The following is a 20,017-nucleotide window of genomic DNA, read 5'->3' as shown; positions in this document are numbered from 1 at the left end:
AGGCTCGATGGCCGAGTACGACTACGTCGTCGTGGGTGCTGGCAGCGCGGGCTGCGTGCTCGCCAATCGCCTCACGGCCGACGGAAAGTCCACGGTGCTGCTCCTCGAAGCCGGCGGCAAGGACGACTGGTACTGGATCGACATTCCGGTCGGCTACCTTTATACGATCGGCCATCCGCGCACCGACTGGTGCTTCAAGACCGAAGCGGACACCGGCCTCAACGGTCGGCAGCTCGGCTACGCGCGCGGCAAGGTGCTCGGCGGTTGCTCGTCGATCAACGCGATGGTCTACATGCGCGGCCAGCGCGAGGACTACGACTACTGGGAATCGCTCGGCCTGCCGGGCTGGGGATGGCGCGACGTGCTGCCGCTCTTCAAGGGCATGGAGGATTACTTCGGCGGCGCCGATGAGTGGCATGGCGCGGGCGGCGAGCTCCGAGTGGAACGCCCGCGCGTGCGCTGGGACATCCTCGATGCCTGGCGCGTAGCGGCCGAGCAATGCGGAATCCCGAAGATTCCCGAATTCAACCGCGGCGACAATTTCGGCAACGCGTACTTCCACGTGAACCAGCGCAGCGGCCGGCGCTGGAGTGCCACCAAGGCGTGGCTGCGGCCGGCACTTGCGCGATCGAACCTCACGCTGCAGATGAACGCGCACGTCACGCGCATCCGGATCGCGACCAGCGACGGCGTGCGGCGCGCGACGGGAATCGAATACCGCGTCGGCGGCGAGGCGCGTTTCGCGGCGGCGCGCCAATCCGTGATCCTCGCCGCGGGCGCGATCGGCTCGCCGCAGCTCCTGCAGCTTTCCGGCGTGGGCGATCCGGAGCTGCTCAAGAAGCACGGCATCGCGGTGACGCTCGCGCGGCCCGGGGTCGGCGAGAACCTCCACGATCACCTGCAGATCCGCATGGTCTACAAGGTGAGCGGCGTCGTGACGCTCAACGACCGCGCGCGCAACTGGTGGGGGCGTGCGGCGATGGGCGCCGAATACCTGCTGCGCAAGACGGGCCCCCTCACGATGCCGCCGTCGCAGCTGGGTGCCTTCGCGAAGAGCGATCCGGCGCAGCCCACCGCGAACATCGAATGGCACGTGCAGCCGCTTTCGCTCGACCGCTTCGGCGAACCGTTGCATGCGTTTGCCGCGATCACGCCTTCCGTTTGTAACCTGCGGCCGACCTCGCGCGGATTCGTGCGCATCGCCTCGCCCGATCCGCACGCGGCGCCGCAGATCCGGTTGAACTATCTGTCCACGCCCGAGGACCAACGCGTGGCTGCCGATGCGATGCGTTTCACGCGCCGGATCATGGCTGCCGAGGCGCTGGCCCGCTACGCCCCGCAGGAATGGCGGCCCGGCACGCCGGTCGAGTCCGACCGCGAGCTGGTGAAGGCGGCGGGCGACCTGGGCACGACGATCTTCCATCCGATCGGAACCTGCCGCATGGGAACGGACCCCGGGGCGGTCGTGGATGCCCGGCTTCGCGTGCACGGAATCGAGGGTTTGCGCGTTATCGATGCATCGGTGATGCCGCGCATCACCTCGGGCAACACCAATGCCCCTACCTATATGATTGCGGAGAAGGGTGCGGCCCTGATCCAGGAGGATCGTGAGTGAAGGCGAAATGGCTGTTCGGAGTCGCTGCCGTCGCGAGTCTCGTCGCGGCGTATGCCCTGTGGCCCTGGAAGGCGACGGACGCGGGAGCGACCGCGCGCACGACGTCCACCGCGGAGCGTGGCGTGAACGGCTCGCAGCGCAGCAGCGTGGAGGGCGTTTCGGCCGGATCCGGGCTCGTTCGCCCGTCGGCGGCCGGTGTTTCCGTGTCCGCGCCGGCCCGCGCAACAATTTCTAACGATTTCGCCACCGCCCGCACCTACAAGGCGCTCTACGACCGCCTGCACAACACCACGGAAGGCCAGACGGCGGAGGGCCAGTACATCCTCCAGAAAATCCTGCGCGCCTGCGCCACCATCACCGGCCGCAATGCCCGCCAGCCGCGCGCGCCCAGCGATGAACAGCGCCGCGATTACCTCGCGAGCCTCTCCGACAAGGATCCGTCGAAGGCCAAGCGCGTCGCCGCCTTCGAGCAGCTCGCCGAGGACAAGTGCGTGGGCCTCAGTGGCCTGGTGACTACCGAGGCCGAGCTCGGCCAGAAGTTGAAGGACGCGGCCGCGGCCGGCAGCCCGGCGGCGCGCGCGTCGATCGTCGAGCAGGAAATGTGGGTCGAGCGCCGCAGCTCCGACTCGCGCCGCCCGACGCTCAGCGAGGGGCAGATCGATTCGCTCAAGGGCGCCTTCAGTTCGAAGGATCCGGAAGCGATCCTCGCCGCGGGCCGCGTGCTCTCGAACACGTTCCGTGATGTTTCGTTGCGAATCGGTCCGGACCAGGCCAACGCGGAAGGCCGCGCGTTGATGAACGCGTTCGCCATCGCCGCGTGTGATTACGGTTATGCATGCGGCGACAACAATGCCCGCATCCTGAATGGTTGCGCGTACCAGGGGCATTGCGAGGCCGGCAACCTGCCCGATTACATCCAGTACTACGCGGCGTCGCCGCACGACGCCATGTTGCAGCAGCAGTACCGTACCGCATTGCGTAACGCGATCGACACCGGCGACTGGTCGGCGATCACCTTCCATCGCGGCCCCACCAGCCCGACCCCGGGATTTGCTACTTCTGGTCCGGGACCGATGCAAGGATTCGGTCGCCGCTGACCTGCGTTTTCGACCCCGCCCCGGATGCATAATCGGGCGTCGGCTCGGTCCCGAGCCTTTTGCCAGGGGTCGTCACATGGTTCAGCTGAACGTCAACGGCAAGTCCTACAAGCTCGACATCGAAGACGACATGCCGCTGCTCTGGGCATTGCGCGATGAGCTGAAGTTCGCAGGTACAAAATTCGGATGCGGCGTCGCCCAGTGCGGCGCATGCACGGTGCACGTGGACGGTGAAGCGGTGCGTTCCTGCGTCATGCCGGTGAGTGCGGTCGCCGGCAAGAAGATCGTCACGATCGAAGGGCTCTCGAAGCCCGGCATCCACAAGGTCCAGAAAGCGTGGATCGAACACGATGTCCCCCAGTGCGGCTACTGCCAGACCGGCATGATCATGGCCGCCGCCGCGCTCCTCGCGAAGAAGCCCAAGCCCACGGACGCGGATATCGACGACGCGATGTCGAACCTCTGCCGCTGCGGCACGTACGCGCGCGTTCGCGAAGCGATCCATGCCGTCGCCGAGAACAAGCCCGCACCGGTGAAGGCATAAGGAGGCCGCCATGACACTCGCCATCAATCGTCGCGCCTTCCTGCAGGCTTCCGCCGCAACCGGCGGCGTCTTCGCCCTCGAGTTCACGTTCCCCGCCACTGCGCTCGCGCAGGCCAAGGCCGCCGCGGCGCCCGCGGAAGTGACCGCGTGGGTGCTCATCCACCCCAACGACAGCGTCGTGATTCGCATCGCCCGCTCCGAAATGGGACAGGGCAGCCTCACGGGCCTCGCGCAGCTCGTCGCCGAGGAGCTCGAGTGCGACTGGAGCAAGGTCTCCACCGAATTCGTCTCGCCCAACGAGCACGTGAAGCGCAAACGCATCTGGGGCTCGATGTCCACGGGCGGGAGTGCCGGCATTCGCACGTCGCAGGAATACGTGCGCAAGGCAGGCGCATCGGCACGCGAGATGCTCGTCAGCGCGGCCGCCACGCAATGGAAGGTTCCCGCGTCCGAGTGCACGGTCGACAAAGGCGTCATCACGCACACCGCGTCGAAGCGCCGCGTGAGCTACGGCAAGGTCGCGGCCGATGCGGCGAAGCTCGAACCGCCCGATCAGAAGACTGTGAAGCTGAAGGATCCGAAGGACTGGAAGATCGCCGGCAAGTCGATGCGCCGTCTCGAGCTTCCCGACAAGGTGCTCGGCAAACCCATTTTCGGCGTGGATGTGCAGCTGCCCGGCATGCTGCATGCGTCGATCGTGCAAAGCCCCGTGTTCCTCGGCAAGGTGAAATCGATCGACAGCGCGGCCGCGGAGAAGATGCGCGGCGTGAAGGGTGTCGTGAAGGGTGATGGCTGGGTCGCCGTGGTCGCCGACAACTGGTGGCGCGCGAACAATGCGGCCAAGGCGTTGAAGATCGAATGGGACGAAGGCGCCAACGGCAAGGTTTCCGACGAGACCATCAAGGCGCTCTTCAAGGCAGGCCTCGACGAGAAGAACCTCCCCGAAGCGAAGAAGGTCGGCGACGTCGGCCCGGCACTCGCGGCGGCCGCGAAGGTTGTCGAGGCCGAGTACTACTCGCCTTACCTCAGCCACGCGACGATGGAGCCGATGACGTCCACCGCGTGGTTCAAGGACGACGGCATGCTGCACGTGTGGACGTCCACGCAGAACGGCGAGGCGTCGATGGCCGCGGCTTCCGAGGCGGGCGGCCTGCCGCTGGAGAAGGTGGAGGTCTACAAGACGATGCTGGGCGGCGGCTTCGGCCGGCGCGGCGCACCGCAGGACTACGTGCGACAGAGCGTGGTCATCGCCAAGCAGTTCATGGGCAAGCCCGTGAAGCTCATCTGGTCGCGCGAGGAAGACATGCAGCACGGCTTCTACCGGCCGGCGTCGCTCGTGCGCATGAAGGCGGGCCTCGATGCGCAGGGCAACGTGACCGCGTTCCAGTCGACCATTGCGTGCCCGTCGATCCTGGCGCTGCTGCGACCGGAAGGCATCCAGAAGGGCATCGACTTCACCGCGGTGCGCACGCTCTCCGACATGTCGTACACGATCCCCAACCAGCTCTGCGAGTACGCGCAGAAGAACCCGCACGTGCCCGTCGGCTTCTGGCGCGCGCCCGGATTGCAGAACGCGTACTACCGCGAGTGCTTCGTGGACGAGCTCGCGCATGCGGCCGGCAAGGATCCGCTCGCGTTCCGCCTCGCGATGATGAAACCCGACGACAAGAATCGCCTCGTGCTGGAGGCCGTCGCGAAGGCCGCGAACTACGGCGCGCCGCTGCCGCCGGGTGTCTTCCGCGGCATCGCGCAGTCCGACGGGTTCGGCAGCTTCACCGCGATGGTGGCCGAGGTCTCGGTGAATCCGAAGGGCGAGATCAAGGTCCATCGCGTGGTGCTCGCCATCGATTCGGGCTACGTCGTGAATCCCGATGCGTGCCACGCGCAGGCGCAAGGCAACGTCATCTTCTGCATCGGGCAGTTCTACCAGGGGCACACCATCAAGGACGGCCGCGTCATGGAATCCAACTTCCACGACTTCCAGCTGCCGCGCCTGCCGGAGATGCCCAAGGTCGAGACGGTGTTCGCATCGACGGGCGGCTTCTGGGGTGGGCATGGGGAGCCGGGGGCGTTGTGTGTCGCTCCCGCGATTCTCAATGCCGCGTTTGCGGCGACGGGGAAGCGGATTCGCTCGCTGCCGTTCAAGCCCGAGGAGTTGGTCAAGGCGTAAAGGCAAAGGCATCCGCAGATAAACGCGGATAAACGCAGATGAAAGATAAGTGGGCGGGGGTGGTGGGGGCATTGGTGATTGCGGGTAGTGCCTCCGCCGCCGGCGATCCGGAGAAGGGCCGCGCGGTGTTCGTGGAGCGCGAGCAGGGCCACTGCGTGCTCTGCCATTCGGCGCCGGGCGTAGCGGCGGCGGGCAATGTGGGGCCGTCGCTCGCGGGTGTGGGAGCGCGATACAAGCCCGAAGAGATTCGCGCTCGCGTCGCGGACATCACCAAGATCAATCCGGCGGCTGCGATGCCGGCGTTCCATCGCACCACGGAACTCCAGCGCGTCGCACCGGCCTATTCAGGCAAGCCCATCCTCACCGAGAAGCAGCTGGACGACGTGGTCGCCTGGCTCACGACGCTGAAATGAAACGCCGCTCCTTCCTCGCCGCAACCGGCGCCGCGCTCGCGGGCGCATCGCTCCCCGCGTCGGCGCAGCGCTTCCAGCCCGCGCAGGACATCACGCCGCTCATCGAGAAGATCACGGGCGGGAAGAAGCCCGAGGACGGTGGCATCAAGATCGACCTTCCGGCGATCGCGGAGAACGGCAATTCGGTGCCGATGGGCATCCAGGTCGAAAGCCCGATGACCGAAGCCGATCACGTGGCCGCGATCCACATCCTCGCCGAGCGCAATCCGCGCCCGCAGATCGCCGTGTTCCACTTCAGTCCCGCGTCGGGCCGCGCGCAGGTCGATACGCGCGTGCGCCTCGCCGGCACTCAGAAGGTCACCGTGATCGCATCGCTCTCCGGCGGGCGCTTTCGCATGGCACGGGTCGACGTGCTCGTGACCTCGGCCGCCTGCCTCGACGAAGCGACACTCGCCACATGATCCTCGGACGAATCCAGCTCCCGCCCTCGGTGAAGAAGGGCGAAATCTTCCAGGTGCGCGTGCTCGTGCAACACCCGATGGAGACGGGCTTTCGCCGCGACGAGCAGGGGCGCGCCGTTCCCGTGAACGTGGTCGACCAACTCGTGTGCCGCTACGCCGGCCGCGAGATCTTCCGCGCGGAGCTCGGCACCGGCATGTCGGCCAATCCTTATCTCGCGTTCCACGCGGTCGCGCAGGCGAGCGGCGAGATCGAAGTGGAGTATCGCGACGATCGCGGCGAGCGCGGCAGCGCGAAGGCCATGCTCACCGTCGCGTGATGCGCCTCGTCCTGCTGGCCGCGACGCTCGGCATCACCTGCGTCTACTCGCAGGACATTTCCCGTCCGCAGCCGCTGCGCGCCGGCATCGAATTCGAGAGCGAGGATCTCAAGCGTCTCCAGTCCGACACCTTCGCCAATCCGGGGATGCTCTGGGTCACGAAGGGCGAGAAGCTCTGGAGCGAGAAGCTCGGGCCCGGTCCCGCGTGCGCCGGGTGCCACCAGGATGCGCGTGCAACGATGAAGGGCGTTGCGGCGAGGCATCCGCGGTTTGACGCGTCGCTCGGGCGCGTGGCGAACCTCGAGGATCGCATCGACCAGTGCAATCGGCGCAACCAGAAGGGGAAAGGACTCGCGCGCGAGTCCGACGACCTCCTCGCGCTCACCGCGTATGTCGCGCACCAGTCGAACGGCATGCCGATCGTCGCGGACAAGGTCCCGCAGACGAAGCGCGTGCTCGAGGAGGGCCGCAAGCTCTACATGACGCGCATGGGCCAGATGAACCTCGCGTGCACGCACTGCCACGACGCGAGCTGGGGCAAGACGCTGCTCAACCAGTCGATCAGCCAGGGCCATCCCTCGGGCTGGCCCGCGTATCGCGTCGAGTGGCAAACGCTGGGCTCGCTGCAGCGGCGCCTGCGCGCGTGCTTCTTTGGCGTGCGCGCGGAGCAGCCGGCGTTCGGTTCGGAGGAGTTGCTCGCGCTGGAGGTCTACCTCGCTGCGCGAGCGGAGGGGATGGCCGCGCAGGCGCCGGGCGTGCGGCGGTAAGAGCACGCGGTGCCGTCGATACCCGAGCTCCTGGCCAACGCCTTCGTGACTGCGAGCATCGTCCTCGCGGCGCGCAACAGCATCCACGTCTGGTGGACCGGCATCGTCGGATGCATCGTGTTCGGGTGGGTGTTCTTCGAGGCCCGGCTCTATTCGGATACCTTGCTGCAGGGGTTCTTCGTGATCGCGAGCGCGGCAGGCTGGTGGAACTGGCGCCGCGGAGACCAGGGGAATCCGGTTCGCGTGCGCTGGACGCCGCCGTCGAGGCTCGCAGCGCTGCTGGGCGCCGCGGTCGCGTTTGCACTGGCATGGGCCTTCGCGATGAAGGCGTACACGGACGCCGCCGCGCCCTTCATCGATTCGATGATCCTGGGCCTCAGCGTCGCCGCACAGCTCCTGATGATGGGTCGCCGGGTCGAGAACTGGATCGTGTGGATCGTCGTGAACACGCTGGCCGTGCCGCTGTTCTGGTCCCGGGAGCTCTATCTCACCGCGGGGCTCTACGCGTTCTACTGGGTCAACGCATGGATTGCGCTCTACCACTGGCGGCGCCTCGCGCGGCCCGAGACGTTGCTCGCGATCGAAGAAGCGTAGAGTGACGCCCTGACATGGCCCGATCCCGCCCGTATCTCTTTGCATGGCTCCTCGCTTTCCTGCTCGCGTTCGCGCAGCAGGCGGCGTTCCTGCACGGGCTGGGCCACGCGTCCGAGCAGATCCAGGGGCACGAGCAACCCGGCAAGCCGCTCGACAAGAAGTGCGACACGCACTTCCTGTGCGCCGAGCTCGGCAGCGCCGCGCCCGCAGCGCTTGCGCCGGTGCCGCCGGCGGAGCGCTCCAACCTTCCCCCGTCCTTCCATCACACCACCGAGGCGCTGCCTTCCGCTCGCCTCGCATTCCACTCCCGCGCGCCTCCGGCCTGACGTCGTTCCCGACGTTCGTCCCCCTTCAATTGCACGGGAGTACCCATGTACAGGATTCCAATCCTGGCGAGCGCCTTGGCGCTTGCCGGTGTTTGCGCCCAGGCGCAGACCCCCCCTTCTGAATCGAAGTCCCCACGCAAAGTCGAAAGCGTGGTCGTCACCGCCTCGCCCCTGGGCGCGGGCGAAACCGAAATGACGCAGCCCGCGACCGTGCTCTCCGACGAGGACCTGCGCCGCCGCCAGGCCGCCTCGATCGGCGACACGGTCGGGCGCGAGCTCGGCGTGCAATCGAGCTCGTTCGGCCCCGCCGCGGGTCGTCCGATCATCCGCGGCCTCGACGGCGCGCGCGTGCGCGTGCTGCAAGGCGGCGTCGATTCGATGGACGTCTCGTCGCTCAGTCCCGACCACATGGTGGCCACCGACTCGCTCAACGCGCGCCAGATCGAGATCCTGCGCGGACCCGCGAGCCTGCTCTACGGGAGCGGTGCGATCGGCGGCGTGGTGAATGTCGTCAACGGCCTCATTCCTTCGGAAGTGCCGCCGTCGCCGATGGGCTCCTTCGACTTGCGCGGCACGGATGCGAACGACGCGCGCACGGCGGGCTTCGATGCCACGCTGGGTTCGGGAGCGTTCGCGATGAACGCGAACGGGTTCTCGCGCCGCGCGCGCGACTACGACACGCCCGTGGGCCGCGTCGCCAACAGCGACCTCGATTCGCGCGGCGGCGGAGTGGGTGCCTCGTGGATCTCGGGGGCGAGCTACGCGGGCCTGGGCATCTCGTCTCTCAAGAACGACTACGGCATTCCATCGCCGGACGCGCCGCGCGTTCTCCTCGAGCAGACGCGGTGGGATGCGGCTGCGGAAATCGCCAATCCCTTCGCCGGCATCACGCGCCTCAAGTTCCGCGCGGGCCACAACGACTACGAGCATCGCGAGATCGAGAGCACGGGGGAGGTGGCGACCACGTTCACCAACAAGGCGTGGGATTCCCGCCTCGAGCTCGCGCACGTCCCGTGGACCGACGGCAAGGGTGCGCTGGGCTTCCAGGTGCAGGATCGCGACTTCGCCGCGCTGGGCGAGGAGGCGATCGTGCCTCCGACGAAGGCGCGGGCGTACGCGCTCTTCCTCGTGGAGCAGAAGCAGTGGACCGAGTGGACGCTCGACGGCGGCCTGCGCCTCGAACGCGAGACGCGCAAGCCCGATGCCGAGCTGCCGTCGCGCTCGTTCTCGCTCGCGACCTTTTCCGGTGGCGCCATCTGGAAGTTCTCGCCGGGCCTCGAGCTCGCGCTCAACGTGACGAGCGCGCAGCGCGCCCCGTCGATCGAGGAGCTCTATTCGAACGGCCCGCACCATGCGACCGAGAGCTTCGAGATCGGCAACCCGAACCTCGTTAAAGAACGTTCAGCCGCGATCGACCTCACGTTGCGCGGCAGGCAAGGGCAGGCGCGATGGAAGGTGAGTGCCTTCGCGAGCCGGGTGCGCGATCACGTGCATGCGCTCTCCGTCGATACGAACAGCGACGGGATCGCCGACCGCGTGGACGAGGACGGTACATTCAATCCGGATGGCGAGTTCCTCGTGCAGTCGACCACGCAGGCCGAGGCCCGCTTTCACGGGCTCGAAGCCGAGTGGCGTTACCGGCCCGAAGGCGACGGCCTGGGCTACCGCATCTTCGGCGATTACGTGCACGGCAAGCTCGCGAGCGGCGACAACCTGCCACGCATGTCACCCGCACGCGCCGGCGTGGAAGTCGATGCGCGCTTCGGTGCCTGGAGCGGGTATGTGTCCTTGATGCGCGTGGCGTCGCAGTCGCACACCGCGCCGCTCGAGACGCCGACACCGGGGTCGACCCGCGTCGATGCCGAGGTGAGCTACGCGATCGAGAAGACGCCGATCGGGTCGCTCACGTTGTTTTTGCAGGGCGCGAACCTCCTCGACGAGGAGATTCGCGTGCACACGTCGTATCTCAAGGACTTCGCGCCGTTGATGGGACGCTCGTTCACGCTGGGCCTGCGCGGGGAATTCTGAGGCGCAGCACGCCGCGAGCGGCGAGCCACCGCAGGAAGCGGACATACGGCGACCAGGCTTGCCGGCGTGGTGCCAGGCCGAGGGCGGCCTCGGCCTTCGTGAGCGCGTCCTCGACCAACGCGTCGTGCAGCCAGCGGTACGCGAGCGGCCACGAGAAGCGCGCCAACCCGCGCGGCGTGATCTCGAGCGAATGCCTGAGGCGGATCGTGCCCTGCGGGCCAGGGAGCACGTACAGCCCGTGCGTGCCCTCGAGCCCGCGTGGCCCGGTGAAGCGGAAGCGGATGAAGCTGCCGGGCGCGTACGCCTCGACGAAGTAGCGGATTGGCCCATGGCCGCCGCGCGCGCCCACGGCGAGCGGGCGATCGAACTTCATGCGCGGCCAGTCCTCGTGCGGCCAGAGGCGGTCGTTCGCCGATGCGAGCGTGTCGATGAGGGCGCCGACATCGTGCGGATCGGCGCGCAGGTCGCGTTCATGTACGTTGATCACATTCACGATGCCTCCAGTGGTTTGCGAGCGGTGACGACGTAGTAACCGAATGCATGGCGCGCAAGACCGAGCGCGACCGAGAGCCACGAGGCGGCGATGTGGCCCCAACGCCATGACGAGAGATTCCCGCCGTGGCGGCGCCATTCGGTGATCGTGTGCTTGGTCGCGACCCACGGAATGTGGGCGGCCGAGATCGCCACGCGCCAGAAGATATCGCGGGCCTTCACTTCCTCGAAGCCGACGCGCTCGAGTGCGGTCGTGAACGCGTCGATGCGCGCGAGCCCCGGGATCGACCAGCCGCGGCACCAGGGCCGGTAGATCGCGCCGAAGAGACCCGAGGGTTCTTCGTTGCGGCGAAGAAAGCCGTCGATCACCACGAGCTTTCCGCCGGGCTTCAAAACGCGCCAGGCCTCGCGCAGCGCAGTGACCTTGTCGTCGCCCGCGCCGTAGCAAAGGCTTTCGATCGCGACGGCTGCATCGTGGCTGCGCGACGCGAGGCCCGTGTCGGCGAAATCGCCGAGCAGGTAGCCGATGCGCCGATGCAACCCGGCTTCACGATTGAGGCGGCACCCGAGGTCGATCTGCTCGTGCACGAGCGTGATGCCGATCACGCCCGCATGCGGGTGGCGGCGAACGAGCGCGCGCGCGGTCGCACCGGAGCCGCAACCGAGGTCCGCCACGCGTGGCTCGGTGGCGTCGTCGAGTGACAGTGCGTCGATCGCGACCGTGTTCATCTTCTCGACCATCGCTTCGCGGTCGAAGGGATTCATCCCCCACTCGTAGTAGCCGAAGTGCATGTTGTGGCCGCGGCTCCAGACGAAGTAGTCGTCGACGGTCTCGGCGAAGTAGCTGCGGATCGCGTTCGCGTCGGGCTCGATGCCGGCGCGGGCGCGGGGATCGGCGTGGGCAAAGGGAAGGCTGCGGGTGTTCATGTGGTTTGCTCCTTGCGCATGGGGGCCGGTGCGATCGGCGCGTTGGGCACGTACACGCGCGGGGTGGGCGCTTTCGGGAACGCGGCATTCCACACGGCGCGTCCCACGAGGGCGAGGCCGATGAACTGCGCGATGAGCAGCAGGAAGAGCGAGTGCTGCATTTGCGGCACCAGCGCCGAGAAGTGCCCGGCCTTGCTGAAGTACGTGACGATCGTGAGCGGCGCGATGATCACCATCAGCTGGAAGTAGGCGATCCAGAAGTCGGTGCCGATGCCGCCTTTCTCGCAGAGCGCGGCGCCGACTTCGCGCAGCAGCTTCTGCAGGCGCACGAGGATGGCGATGCTCAACACGAGGGACAGCGCGACTTCGGTGGCGAAGATCAGGGTGTTGTCCATGGCAGGCTCCTTTCGTTGTTGGCGATAATTTCTGTACAAACAGAAACGAACAGGCAAAATTTTTTAGCCGATTTCCTTCGTGAGGAACCGCTGGATGCGCGCACCGGTCTTCAGCAGCGCGAGGAAGATCGGGTGCGGCAGGCCTTTCATGTCCTCGTACCAGCGCGTGAGCAGCTCCAGGAACGAGAGCGTGGACTTCAGCTTCTGGCGAACGTGCGCCGGCGTGGCGCCATCATCCTGCGAGGTCCACTCGCGCAGCATGGCGATCGTCGGATCGAGCTCGCGGCGCTTGCGCTCATCCACGATCACCCGGAAAAGCTGCGTGATGTCCTGCAGCGATTCGAAGTGGTCGCGCCGGTCGCCCATGACGTGCGTGATCTTGATGAGCCCCCAGCCCTGCAGCTCCTTGAGGCTGGTGCTCACGTTGGAGCGGGCTACCGACAGGGTGTCAGCGATCTCGTCGGCGGGCAGCGGCCGATCGGAGAGGTAGAGGAGGGCGTGGATCTGCGCGACCGTGCGGCTCACCCCCCAGCGGGTCGCCATCTCGCCCCAGTGCAGGACGACGCGTTCGACGACGGGGGGCAGGGTGGGCATGGTCGGTTGTCGGTCTTTTATTTCTGTTATTTCAGAAATTACTCGCGTCACCGGGGCGTGTCAAGCCACCCGTTAGAATCCCGCCATGCCCTCCCTTTCCCGCCGCGCGGCTGCCGGGCTCGCCGCGCTGGTTGCAGGTTTGCCCCTCGCCGCCGCGGCCAGTTGCGGTTCCGCCTTCTGCCTCGTGAACACCGACTGGTCGATGCAGGGTGTCTACACCGACCCGGGTACGCGGCTCGACCTGCGCTACGAATACGTGAACCTCGATCAGCCGCGCCATGGGCGCGACAAGGTCTCGGTCGGACAGATTCCGCGCCATCACGACGAGATCGAGACGCGCAATCGCAACTGGATCGCGACGCTGGACGGGAACGTGAACGAGCAGTGGGGATGGTCGGTCGCGGTGCCGCTCGTCGATCGCGAGCACCAGCACGTCCACAACCACCAGGGCGCGAAGATCCTCGATGCCTGGGACTTCAGCGAGCTCGGCGACGTGCGCGCGCAGGGCCGGTACCAATTCTTCACGTCGCGCGTCGATCCCGCGCAACCGCGCAGCGCGGGGCTCACCTTCGGATTGAAGCTGCCCACCGGCAAGCACGACGTGACCAACGGCCAGGGCGCCGTGGCCGAGCGCCCGCTGCAACCGGGCACGGGAACGACGGACCTGTTGCTCGGCCTCTACGTGAACGGCGCGATGCCGCTCGACGGCTTCTCGTGGTTCGCGCAGGCCTCGGGGGTTGCGCCGCTCAACGAACGCGACGGCTTCAAGCCGGGCGCGCAGCTGGTCCTCGATGGCGGCGTGCGCTATGCGATGACGGGCGACTTCGCGGCGATGCTGCAGCTCAACTACCAGGCGAAGGCGCGCGACAAGGGCGTCGAGGCCGAGCCCGAGGATTCCGGCCAGCGCCAGGTGTTCCTCACGCCGGGCGTGTCGTGGGCGATCGGCCGCGCGGTGCAGCTCTACGCGTACGTGCAGGTTCCGCTCTACCAGTCGGTCAATGGCGTGCAGCTCACCGCGGACTGGTCGGCCATGGCGGGCGTGAGCTGGCGATTCTGATCGTCACGAAAGGTAACAGCGCTTCGCGCTGAGTTTGCCTAGGGTACGGGCATGAGATCCCTGTGCCTGGTAGCCGTGATTGCCGCCGCCCTCGTGGCGGCGTCTTTTTCTGCGCGGGCGCAAACGCCGCCGCAGCCGAAGTACGGTTGCGATTCGCCCGAATCGAAGCAGCTCGATTTCTGGGTTGGCGAGTGGGAGCTCACGTACGGCGGCATGAAGAGCCGCAACCGCATCACGAAAGTGCTCGACGGTTGCGCGATCCTCGAGGAATTCAGCGGCGCGCCGGGCTCGAAGCTCGATGGCCGCAGTTTTTCGCAGTTCGATACCGCGACCAAGCAGTGGAAGCAGACCTGGGTGGACAACACGGGGGGCTACCTCGACTTCAACGGCGGCATCGTTGAAGGCCAGATGCAGTTCTGGCGCGACGTGCAGAAGGACGGCAAGAAGATCCGTTCACGCATGGTCTGGCGCGACGTGAAGACCGACACTCTCACTTGGCTCTGGCAAAGCTCGGCCGACGAGGGCAAGACCTGGAAGACCCTTTGGGAGATTGCCTACAAGCGGCTCCCGTAGGACGCTCAGCTAGAATGACGCCTTCCCACCGGAAGCGTCTGCAATGACCGTCATCACCGAGAAGAAGGCCTTTGCAAAGGCCGCCGTGCCGATTCTCGCCACGGACAAGAAGCGTCTCCCGAAATTCCTCGAGAAGCTCACGCCCGAAGAGCGGCGCTGGGTCGACTCGTCGGGATTCACGGGCGCACCCCACACGCATTGCCTGTTCCCCGGTACCGAAGGCGAAATCGCCGCGGTGTTGGTTGGCGTTCGCGACGGCACCGATCCCTGGGCGCTCTCGAGCCTGCCGCTCAAGTTGCCGCGCGGCCGCTACGCGCTCGGCAAGGGTCCGGTGGCGATCGCGCCCGACGTCGCTGCGTTCTCGTGGGATCTCGGCGGTTATCAATTCACGCGCTACAAGGCGGCGCGCCGCAGTCCCGCGGAACTGCAGGTCGATCCTTCACCGAAGGTCACGCAATCGCTGCAGCTCGCGGAAGCCACGCGCCTCGTGCGCGATCTCGTGAACACCCCGGCCGAGGACATGGGCCCGGCGGAGCTCGCCGCGGAAGCGCGCGAGCAGGCGAAGCTCTTCGGCGGCAAGTTCCGCGAATGGGTCGGCGACGATTTGCTCGCGAAGAATTTTCCCGCGATCCACGCGGTGGGACGCGCCGCCGCGCGCGCTCCGCGCCTCATCGAGATCACGTGGGGCAATCCGAAGCATCCGCGCCTCGCGGTCGTGGGCAAGGGCGTTTGCTTCGACACGGGCGGCCTCGACATGAAGACCGCCGAGGGCATGCGCCTCATGAAGAAGGACATGGGCGGTGCGGCGCATGCGATTGCGCTCGCGCGCCTCGTCATGCAGCGCAAGCTTCCGGTGTACCTGCACATGCTCGTGCCCGCGGTCGAGAACAACATCTCGGGCAACGCGTATCGCCCCGGTGACGTCGTGCGCACGCGGCAGGGCCACACGGTGGAGATCGGCAACACCGATGCCGAAGGCCGCGTCGTGCTGTGCGATGCGCTCGCTTTCGCGGTCGAGCACGTGCCCAAGCGCATCATCGATTTCGCGACACTCACCGGTGCGGCGCGCGTGGCGCTCGGCCCCGAGCTGCCGGTGATGTTCACGCACGACGAGAAATTCGCCGCGCGCCTCGCAAAGCTCGCGGGCGACCTCGACGACCCGATGTGGCGCCTGCCGCTGTGGCGCAACTATCGCCGCCTCTTCGACAGCGACATCGCCGACTTCAACAACAGTGGCAAGGGCGGATTCGCCGGCGCCATCGTCGGCGCGCTCTTCCTCGATTACTTCGTGCCCGAGGAAGTCTCGTGGGTCCACTTCGACGTGTACTCCTGGAACGACATTTCGCGTCCGGGACGTCCGCTCGGAGGGGAAGCGCAGGGGCTTCGGGCGGTCCTCGCCAGCATCGCGTAGAACGATGCGGCGGTCATGGCGCCGTTAGGGGAGTGACACGATGAAGCACGCGTTGTTCGTGGTGGCGATCCTGATCGCCGGCTGCACGCAGGGCATCGACCAGAAGTTCGACGGCTCGAGCGAGGCGGCCTACCGCATCAGCCTGGGCAAGATGCGCGGGGCGTCGAAGCCCGAAGAGGTCAAGGCCATCGACGATGCCATCCGCGTCCTCGCGATCACGGATGTTTCCATCGGCTTCGAAGGCGGCATCCTCGGGGCGATGGCCAAGATGCGCGACAAGACGGCCGAAAGCCTCGCCGAGCTGGTCCTTCCCCAGGTGAACGGCAAGACCGGGCGTGAAGTGATCGCCGCGGCGAACGCGCGCAAGCAGGAGCAGGCGAAGCGCCAGCTCACGACGGAAGCCGCGGAGATCGCGGCGCTGCGCAAGGCGCGCACGGAGAAGGAAGGCGCGCGTGAATTCCTCGCGAAGATCCAGGTCCTCGAGCCGCGCCTGGGATTCGCGGGCGGCATGGCCATCCTCGACTTCAAGGTGCAGAACGGCAGCGACGAGGCGCTCTCGAGCCTGCTCCTGCGCGCGACGGTGACGGGTGCGGGCGGCGGTGTCGTGATGACCGACGAATTCACTTACCGCGCTTCGCCGCCGATCGCACCCGCACAGACCCGCGATGTCCGCCTGCCGAGTTCCACGCCCGGCAAGTGGAGCTCGCCGCAACTCGCGAACCAGACGGAGATCTCGCTGAAGCTCGCGGTCGAGAACGCCTCGACCGCGACCGGCGCGAAGCTCGCAGCGAGCTTCACGCAGAAGGACGAGGAGCGCCTCGCATTGCTCGAGAAACAGAAGCCCGAGCTGGAGGCGCTCGCGGCGGCGAAGTAGCCGCCGCCGTCAGGTCAGAAGCGCCAGACGACGCCGATCGACCAGGTGTCGATGTCGGCTTCGCCGGTGGTGTTGCTCTCGCCCGCGGCGAACTTCTTGCCGACGTTCGGCAGCCGCTCCCACTCGAGGCGCGCGCCCACGTTCGGCGAGAACATCCACTCCGCGCCCACGCCGTACTTGCCCAGGTTTTCCTTGTGCGTGTTGTCGCGCGTCGTGCCGCCCAGGCCATCGGTGAAGAAGACATCGCCCGAGATCTGTCCGGCGGCTTCCGTTTCGGCGCGGAAGTAGCCCGCGCGGCCGAAGATCGAGAACTGCTCCCAGATAGGAAGCGTCAGTACGAGGTCGCCGCCGAATCCCTTCACCTCGCGGTCCACGACGATGCGGCCGAAGTTCGTCGGGCCGCCGGGCACGTTGAACTGCGTGTCGGTGCGCGTCTTGCCGTAGTCCGCGTAGTTGGCTTCGATGGAGATGTACGGGTTCAGGCGCCAGCCCACGAAGAAGCGCCAGGCGGTGTCCTTGTCATCGAAGTAGGACGCGAAGTTGGTGGCGTTCGAAATGGTGCCTTCGCGGTTGGAGACGAGCTCCGAGCCCGTCTTGGACTGGCCGAGGTTGAGGCCCGTGTACCACGGGGAGGTCTGGGCTGCCGCCGGCAATGCGATGGTGGCCAGCGCGATTGCCAGGCCGAGGGTTTTCTTGTTGGTCATGGTCACTCCTGAGGTGTCTGGAAACTGGTTATTCTTGCCCGGTAAAAACTGCATCCTTACTGACAAGGACGCCCGAGCTTGCGACCCGCAAATTTCATATTGGTTCTCGCCTGCCTGTCTACGGCATTTTCGGCATTGGCCGCGCCGCCCTACACGGGCCCCCTTTTCGACGCCCACCTGCACTACAACGACGACGCGGTCGGGCGCTATTCGATCGGCACGCTCCACGAGCTCTTCAGCAAGAACGGCGTGCGGGCGATCCTCGCCAACAGCCGCCCGAATGACGGGACGCGCGCGCTCGTGGAGGCGGCCAAGGCAGGCGCTCGCAAGGACCTCGCCGTCGTGCCGTTCATTCGCGTCTACCGCGACCGCGCCGACTACGGAACCTGGCAGCGCAACCCCGAGATCCTCGCGATGATCGTTGCCGAGGAGAAGCGCGGGTACTACCGCGGCGTGGGCGAATTCCACGTGCACGGCAAGGACGCGGACACGAAGGTGCTGAAAGACATCGTCGACTTCGCGGTGGCCAAGGGTCTCGTCCTGCATGCGCACTCCGACGACGAAGCGATCGAGATCATTTTCCGCCACAACCCGAAAGCGAGCGTGATCTGGGCGCACACGGGATTCACCACGCCGCTCGCGCGCGTCGAGGAAATGCTGGCGAAGTATCCACGGCTCTGGGGCGAGCTCTCCTATCGCTCCGACGTGGCCGAGGGCGGCGCGCTCTCCGAAGGCTGGCGCGCGCTCTTCCTGCGCCATCCGGATCGCTTCGTCGTGGGCTCGGACACGTGGGTGAACGAGCGCTGGGATTCGTATCCGTCGATCATGGGCGGCTATCGGCGCTGGCTGGGCGAGCTGCCACGCGAGGTCGCGGAAAGTATCGCGTGGAAAAACGGTGCGCGCATTTTCGGCTTGCCGTAAATGAGGCGGCAGTCGTGCGAAAATGGCGGCGTATTCACTGCCATGGCCTTACGATGACTCTTCGCTTTGTGCGCCGCCTCGCCGCCGTCTTCGCCCTCAGCTTCGCTGCCTCCGCTTCCACCATCCATTCGCCCGACTTCACCGACATGTGGTGGAACGCGGCCGAGTCCGGCTGGGGCATCAACATCGTCCAGCAGAACAACACGATCTTCGCGACGTGGTTCGTCTACGGCCCGGACGGCAAGCCCAAGTGGTACGTCGCATCGGGAATGCTGCCGGAGTCGTCGCCCACGGGCTTCGTGTTCCAGGGAGATCTCTACGAGACCAACGGTCCCTGGTTCGGTGGCCCCTTCACGCCCGCCCCCACCAACCAGTCCGTGGGCACCGCGAGGCTCTCGTTCTCGTCGGCGTCGACCGCGACCCTGACCTACAACGCGGGCACCACCAGCGTGAGCAAGTCGATCACGCGCTACACGTTCCAGAACACCACGCCCGTAGGCCTCTACTACCCGGCCGGCATCTCGATCATCGCGTCGGGCTGCAGCAACAGCAGCTCGAACGGCGCGCGCTATGCGCTGGGGTTGATGACGGCCACGGTGAACGGCAGCCTGGTCACGTTCCGCGTGACGATCAATGACTCCACGTCCTGCACGTTCGCGGGAACCCTCGTGCAGGACGGGCGCTTCGCCTCGGTGAGCGCGGGCACATGGTCGTGCACGGCCGGAAGCACGGTCACCAACGGCGGCAACTTCACGCTGGGGATGCTCGACATCCAGATCCAGCACCTCACCGCGACCATCACCGGCAACGACCAGAGCTGCGCGATCACGGGGCGCTTCGGAGGCCTCCGGGACGTCGTGAACTAGGCGTGAGAGGGGGGCCGAGCGTCGCTCCGGTATTATTGGCTCCAACAAGAACAAGGGCCGCAAGAAAACCGAACCCGTGGCGCGCGAAGGAGCTGAACCGATGCGAATGACCATTCCGTTGTTCATCGCGGCAGTGTTCGCCGCACCGAGCCTGTGGGCGCAGGACGCCTTCGATGCCTGCGAAGTCTTCACCCAGGCCGATGCCGAAGCCGCGTTGGGCACCACAGCCGCACCCGAGCCGGTGAATCCGAAGGTGAAGCGCAACCCGAAGGCACCGATCCCGACGTGCAAGTACGACGGGTTCAAGGACGGCAAGACCGTGGCGGCCATCGTCACGTTCAAGTCCGGCAAGGCCGAATCGGAGGTGCAGAAGGCCTTCGACGAGCATCGCCTCGCGGTCCAGACGAAGCCCATGCTGATCTCGGGCGCGGAAGCGTTCTGGAGCGGGAAGACCGGCCAGATGAACCTGCGCAAGGGCAAGACGTGGATCCAGCTGTCGGTCGGCGTGGAGAAGGTGACCGATCGCGACCCGGATCAGGCGAAGAAGCTCGCCATGATCCTCGAACGCAAAATCCAGTAAGTCCCTAGAGCGCCTCAAGCTTGAAGCGGCGCAGGCCTTCCTTCTTCTCGGGTTCGGCGGCGGCGGTGGTGGGCGCCTTGGGGGCGGCCGCCTTGGTCGGCTGAGGTGGGTTCGCGCGTGGGCAGTCGGACCCTTCACCGGCTTGCGCAGGCACGAACGCCGCGGCGGCCATGAGGGCCAGGGCAAGCGTGATCGGGCGGTAGACGCTACGCATGGTCGAACCTCCATTCCTTCGCAGGGACGATTATCGACGCGCCGGAACGCCCTTGTGTCACGGTTTGTTGCCGTAGA

General features: G+C 66.7%; 24 protein-coding genes. 18 read left to right on the top strand and 6 right to left on the bottom strand.

Annotated elements, in window-relative coordinates:
* Positions 1 to 7 precede the first annotated feature (7 nt).
* The 11 genes from DSM104440_RS14395 (at position 8) to DSM104440_RS14345 (ending at position 10,332) form a co-directional block, all read left to right on the top strand.
* On the top strand, positions 8 to 1,615 hold the full coding sequence (locus DSM104440_RS14395) for a GMC family oxidoreductase (RefSeq protein WP_171163814.1): 1,608 nt from the start codon (positions 8 to 10) through the stop codon (positions 1,613 to 1,615).
* The gene (locus tag DSM104440_RS14390; RefSeq protein ID WP_171163812.1) at positions 1,612 to 2,712 is read left to right on the top strand and encodes a hypothetical protein; all 1,101 of its coding nucleotides are present in this window, start codon (positions 1,612 to 1,614) and stop codon (positions 2,710 to 2,712) included. The genes DSM104440_RS14395 and DSM104440_RS14390 overlap by 4 nt, the downstream gene beginning before the upstream one ends.
* A gap of 76 nt (positions 2,713 to 2,788) precedes the next feature.
* On the top strand, positions 2,789 to 3,256 hold the full coding sequence (locus DSM104440_RS14385) for a (2Fe-2S)-binding protein (RefSeq protein WP_171163810.1): 468 nt from the start codon (positions 2,789 to 2,791) through the stop codon (positions 3,254 to 3,256).
* Positions 3,257 to 3,266: 10 nt separating this feature from the next.
* Positions 3,267 to 5,426 (top strand): xanthine dehydrogenase family protein molybdopterin-binding subunit, encoded by a 2,160-nt coding sequence (locus DSM104440_RS14380; RefSeq protein WP_171163808.1) that lies wholly within the window; start codon positions 3,267 to 3,269, stop codon positions 5,424 to 5,426.
* A 38-nt stretch (positions 5,427 to 5,464) separates the two neighbouring features.
* Entirely contained in the window at positions 5,465 to 5,839 is a 375-nt protein-coding gene (gene soxX / locus DSM104440_RS14375) for a sulfur oxidation c-type cytochrome SoxX (protein ID WP_171163806.1), read from the top strand.
* Positions 5,836 to 6,300: a thiosulfate oxidation carrier protein SoxY gene (locus DSM104440_RS14370; protein WP_171163804.1), complete on the top strand. Its 465-nt coding sequence runs from the start codon at positions 5,836 to 5,838 to the stop codon at positions 6,298 to 6,300. The genes soxX and DSM104440_RS14370 overlap by 4 nt, the downstream gene beginning before the upstream one ends.
* Positions 6,297 to 6,617: a thiosulfate oxidation carrier complex protein SoxZ gene (gene soxZ / locus DSM104440_RS14365; RefSeq protein WP_171163802.1), complete on the top strand. Its 321-nt coding sequence runs from the start codon at positions 6,297 to 6,299 to the stop codon at positions 6,615 to 6,617. Before DSM104440_RS14370 ends, soxZ begins: the two co-directional genes overlap by 4 nt.
* Entirely contained in the window at positions 6,617 to 7,384 is a 768-nt protein-coding gene (soxA, locus tag DSM104440_RS14360) for a sulfur oxidation c-type cytochrome SoxA (RefSeq protein ID WP_171163800.1), read from the top strand. Before soxZ ends, soxA begins: the two co-directional genes overlap by 1 nt.
* 9 nt (positions 7,385 to 7,393) lie before the next feature.
* Positions 7,394 to 7,978, top strand: a complete 585-nt coding sequence (pnuC, locus tag DSM104440_RS14355; protein ID WP_171163798.1) for a nicotinamide riboside transporter PnuC — start codon at positions 7,394 to 7,396, stop codon at positions 7,976 to 7,978.
* 14 nt (positions 7,979 to 7,992) lie between these two features.
* The gene (locus DSM104440_RS14350; RefSeq protein WP_171163796.1) at positions 7,993 to 8,304 is read left to right on the top strand and encodes a hypothetical protein; all 312 of its coding nucleotides are present in this window, start codon (positions 7,993 to 7,995) and stop codon (positions 8,302 to 8,304) included.
* Between the two features lie 150 nt (positions 8,305 to 8,454).
* On the top strand, positions 8,455 to 10,332 hold the full coding sequence (locus DSM104440_RS14345) for a TonB-dependent receptor (protein WP_171163794.1): 1,878 nt from the start codon (positions 8,455 to 8,457) through the stop codon (positions 10,330 to 10,332).
* Here the strand turns inward: DSM104440_RS14345 and DSM104440_RS14340 are convergent.
* The 4 genes from DSM104440_RS14340 to DSM104440_RS14325 form a co-directional block, all read right to left on the bottom strand.
* The gene (locus tag DSM104440_RS14340) at positions 10,304 to 10,825 is read right to left on the bottom strand and encodes an SRPBCC family protein (RefSeq protein ID WP_171163792.1); all 522 of its coding nucleotides are present in this window, start codon (positions 10,823 to 10,825) and stop codon (positions 10,304 to 10,306) included. The two genes, DSM104440_RS14345 and DSM104440_RS14340, sit on opposite strands and share 29 nt — an antisense overlap.
* Entirely contained in the window at positions 10,822 to 11,751 is a 930-nt protein-coding gene (locus DSM104440_RS14335) for an SAM-dependent methyltransferase (protein WP_171163790.1), read from the bottom strand. The genes DSM104440_RS14340 and DSM104440_RS14335 overlap by 4 nt, the downstream gene beginning before the upstream one ends.
* Positions 11,748 to 12,146, bottom strand: coding sequence for a hypothetical protein (locus DSM104440_RS14330; protein ID WP_171163788.1), 399 nt, complete (start codon positions 12,144 to 12,146; stop codon positions 11,748 to 11,750). Before DSM104440_RS14330 ends, DSM104440_RS14335 begins: the two co-directional genes overlap by 4 nt.
* Before the next feature lie 63 nt (positions 12,147 to 12,209).
* Positions 12,210 to 12,740 (bottom strand): GbsR/MarR family transcriptional regulator, encoded by a 531-nt coding sequence (locus tag DSM104440_RS14325; protein WP_171163786.1) that lies wholly within the window; start codon positions 12,738 to 12,740, stop codon positions 12,210 to 12,212.
* Positions 12,741 to 12,825: 85 nt separating this feature from the next.
* Between DSM104440_RS14325 and DSM104440_RS14320 the strand changes: the two genes are divergently transcribed.
* The 4 genes from DSM104440_RS14320 to DSM104440_RS14305 are packed head-to-tail and all read left to right on the top strand — an operon-like array spanning position 12,826 to position 16,655.
* Positions 12,826 to 13,797, top strand: coding sequence for a transporter (locus tag DSM104440_RS14320; protein ID WP_171163784.1), 972 nt, complete (start codon positions 12,826 to 12,828; stop codon positions 13,795 to 13,797).
* Positions 13,798 to 13,848: 51 nt separating this feature from the next.
* Complete coding sequence (locus DSM104440_RS14315; protein WP_171163782.1) at positions 13,849 to 14,370, top strand: hypothetical protein; 522 nt, start codon at positions 13,849 to 13,851, stop codon at positions 14,368 to 14,370.
* Positions 14,371 to 14,413: 43 nt separating this feature from the next.
* Complete coding sequence (locus DSM104440_RS14310) at positions 14,414 to 15,781, top strand: leucyl aminopeptidase family protein (RefSeq protein ID WP_171163780.1); 1,368 nt, start codon at positions 14,414 to 14,416, stop codon at positions 15,779 to 15,781.
* Between the two features lie 40 nt (positions 15,782 to 15,821).
* On the top strand, positions 15,822 to 16,655 hold the full coding sequence (locus DSM104440_RS14305; protein WP_171163778.1) for a DUF6694 family lipoprotein: 834 nt from the start codon (positions 15,822 to 15,824) through the stop codon (positions 16,653 to 16,655).
* 14 nt (positions 16,656 to 16,669) lie between these two features.
* Here DSM104440_RS14305 and DSM104440_RS14300 read toward each other — a convergent pair whose 3' ends face one another.
* Entirely contained in the window at positions 16,670 to 17,359 is a 690-nt protein-coding gene (locus DSM104440_RS14300) for a porin family protein (protein WP_171163777.1), read from the bottom strand.
* Positions 17,360 to 17,494: 135 nt separating this feature from the next.
* Between DSM104440_RS14300 and DSM104440_RS14295 the strand changes: the two genes are divergently transcribed.
* The 3 genes from DSM104440_RS14295 (at position 17,495) to DSM104440_RS14285 (ending at position 19,726) form a co-directional block, all read left to right on the top strand.
* Positions 17,495 to 18,280 (top strand): amidohydrolase family protein, encoded by a 786-nt coding sequence (locus tag DSM104440_RS14295; protein WP_212758086.1) that lies wholly within the window; start codon positions 17,495 to 17,497, stop codon positions 18,278 to 18,280.
* A 53-nt stretch (positions 18,281 to 18,333) separates the two neighbouring features.
* Entirely contained in the window at positions 18,334 to 19,146 is an 813-nt protein-coding gene (locus DSM104440_RS14290; RefSeq protein WP_171163775.1) for a hypothetical protein, read from the top strand.
* A gap of 100 nt (positions 19,147 to 19,246) precedes the next feature.
* Positions 19,247 to 19,726: a hypothetical protein gene (locus DSM104440_RS14285; RefSeq protein ID WP_171163773.1), complete on the top strand. Its 480-nt coding sequence runs from the start codon at positions 19,247 to 19,249 to the stop codon at positions 19,724 to 19,726.
* A 4-nt stretch (positions 19,727 to 19,730) separates the two neighbouring features.
* Here the strand turns inward: DSM104440_RS14285 and DSM104440_RS14280 are convergent, their stop codons facing one another.
* Positions 19,731 to 19,940: a hypothetical protein gene (locus DSM104440_RS14280; protein WP_171163771.1), complete on the bottom strand. Its 210-nt coding sequence runs from the start codon at positions 19,938 to 19,940 to the stop codon at positions 19,731 to 19,733.
* Positions 19,941 to 20,017: the final 77 nt, after the last annotated feature.

The sequence above is a fragment of the Usitatibacter palustris genome, from assembly GCF_013003985.1.
In the GTDB taxonomy this organism is placed as follows: domain Bacteria; phylum Pseudomonadota; class Gammaproteobacteria; order Burkholderiales; family Usitatibacteraceae; genus Usitatibacter; species Usitatibacter palustris.
This window is presented reverse-complemented; position numbering and strand designations above follow the sequence as displayed.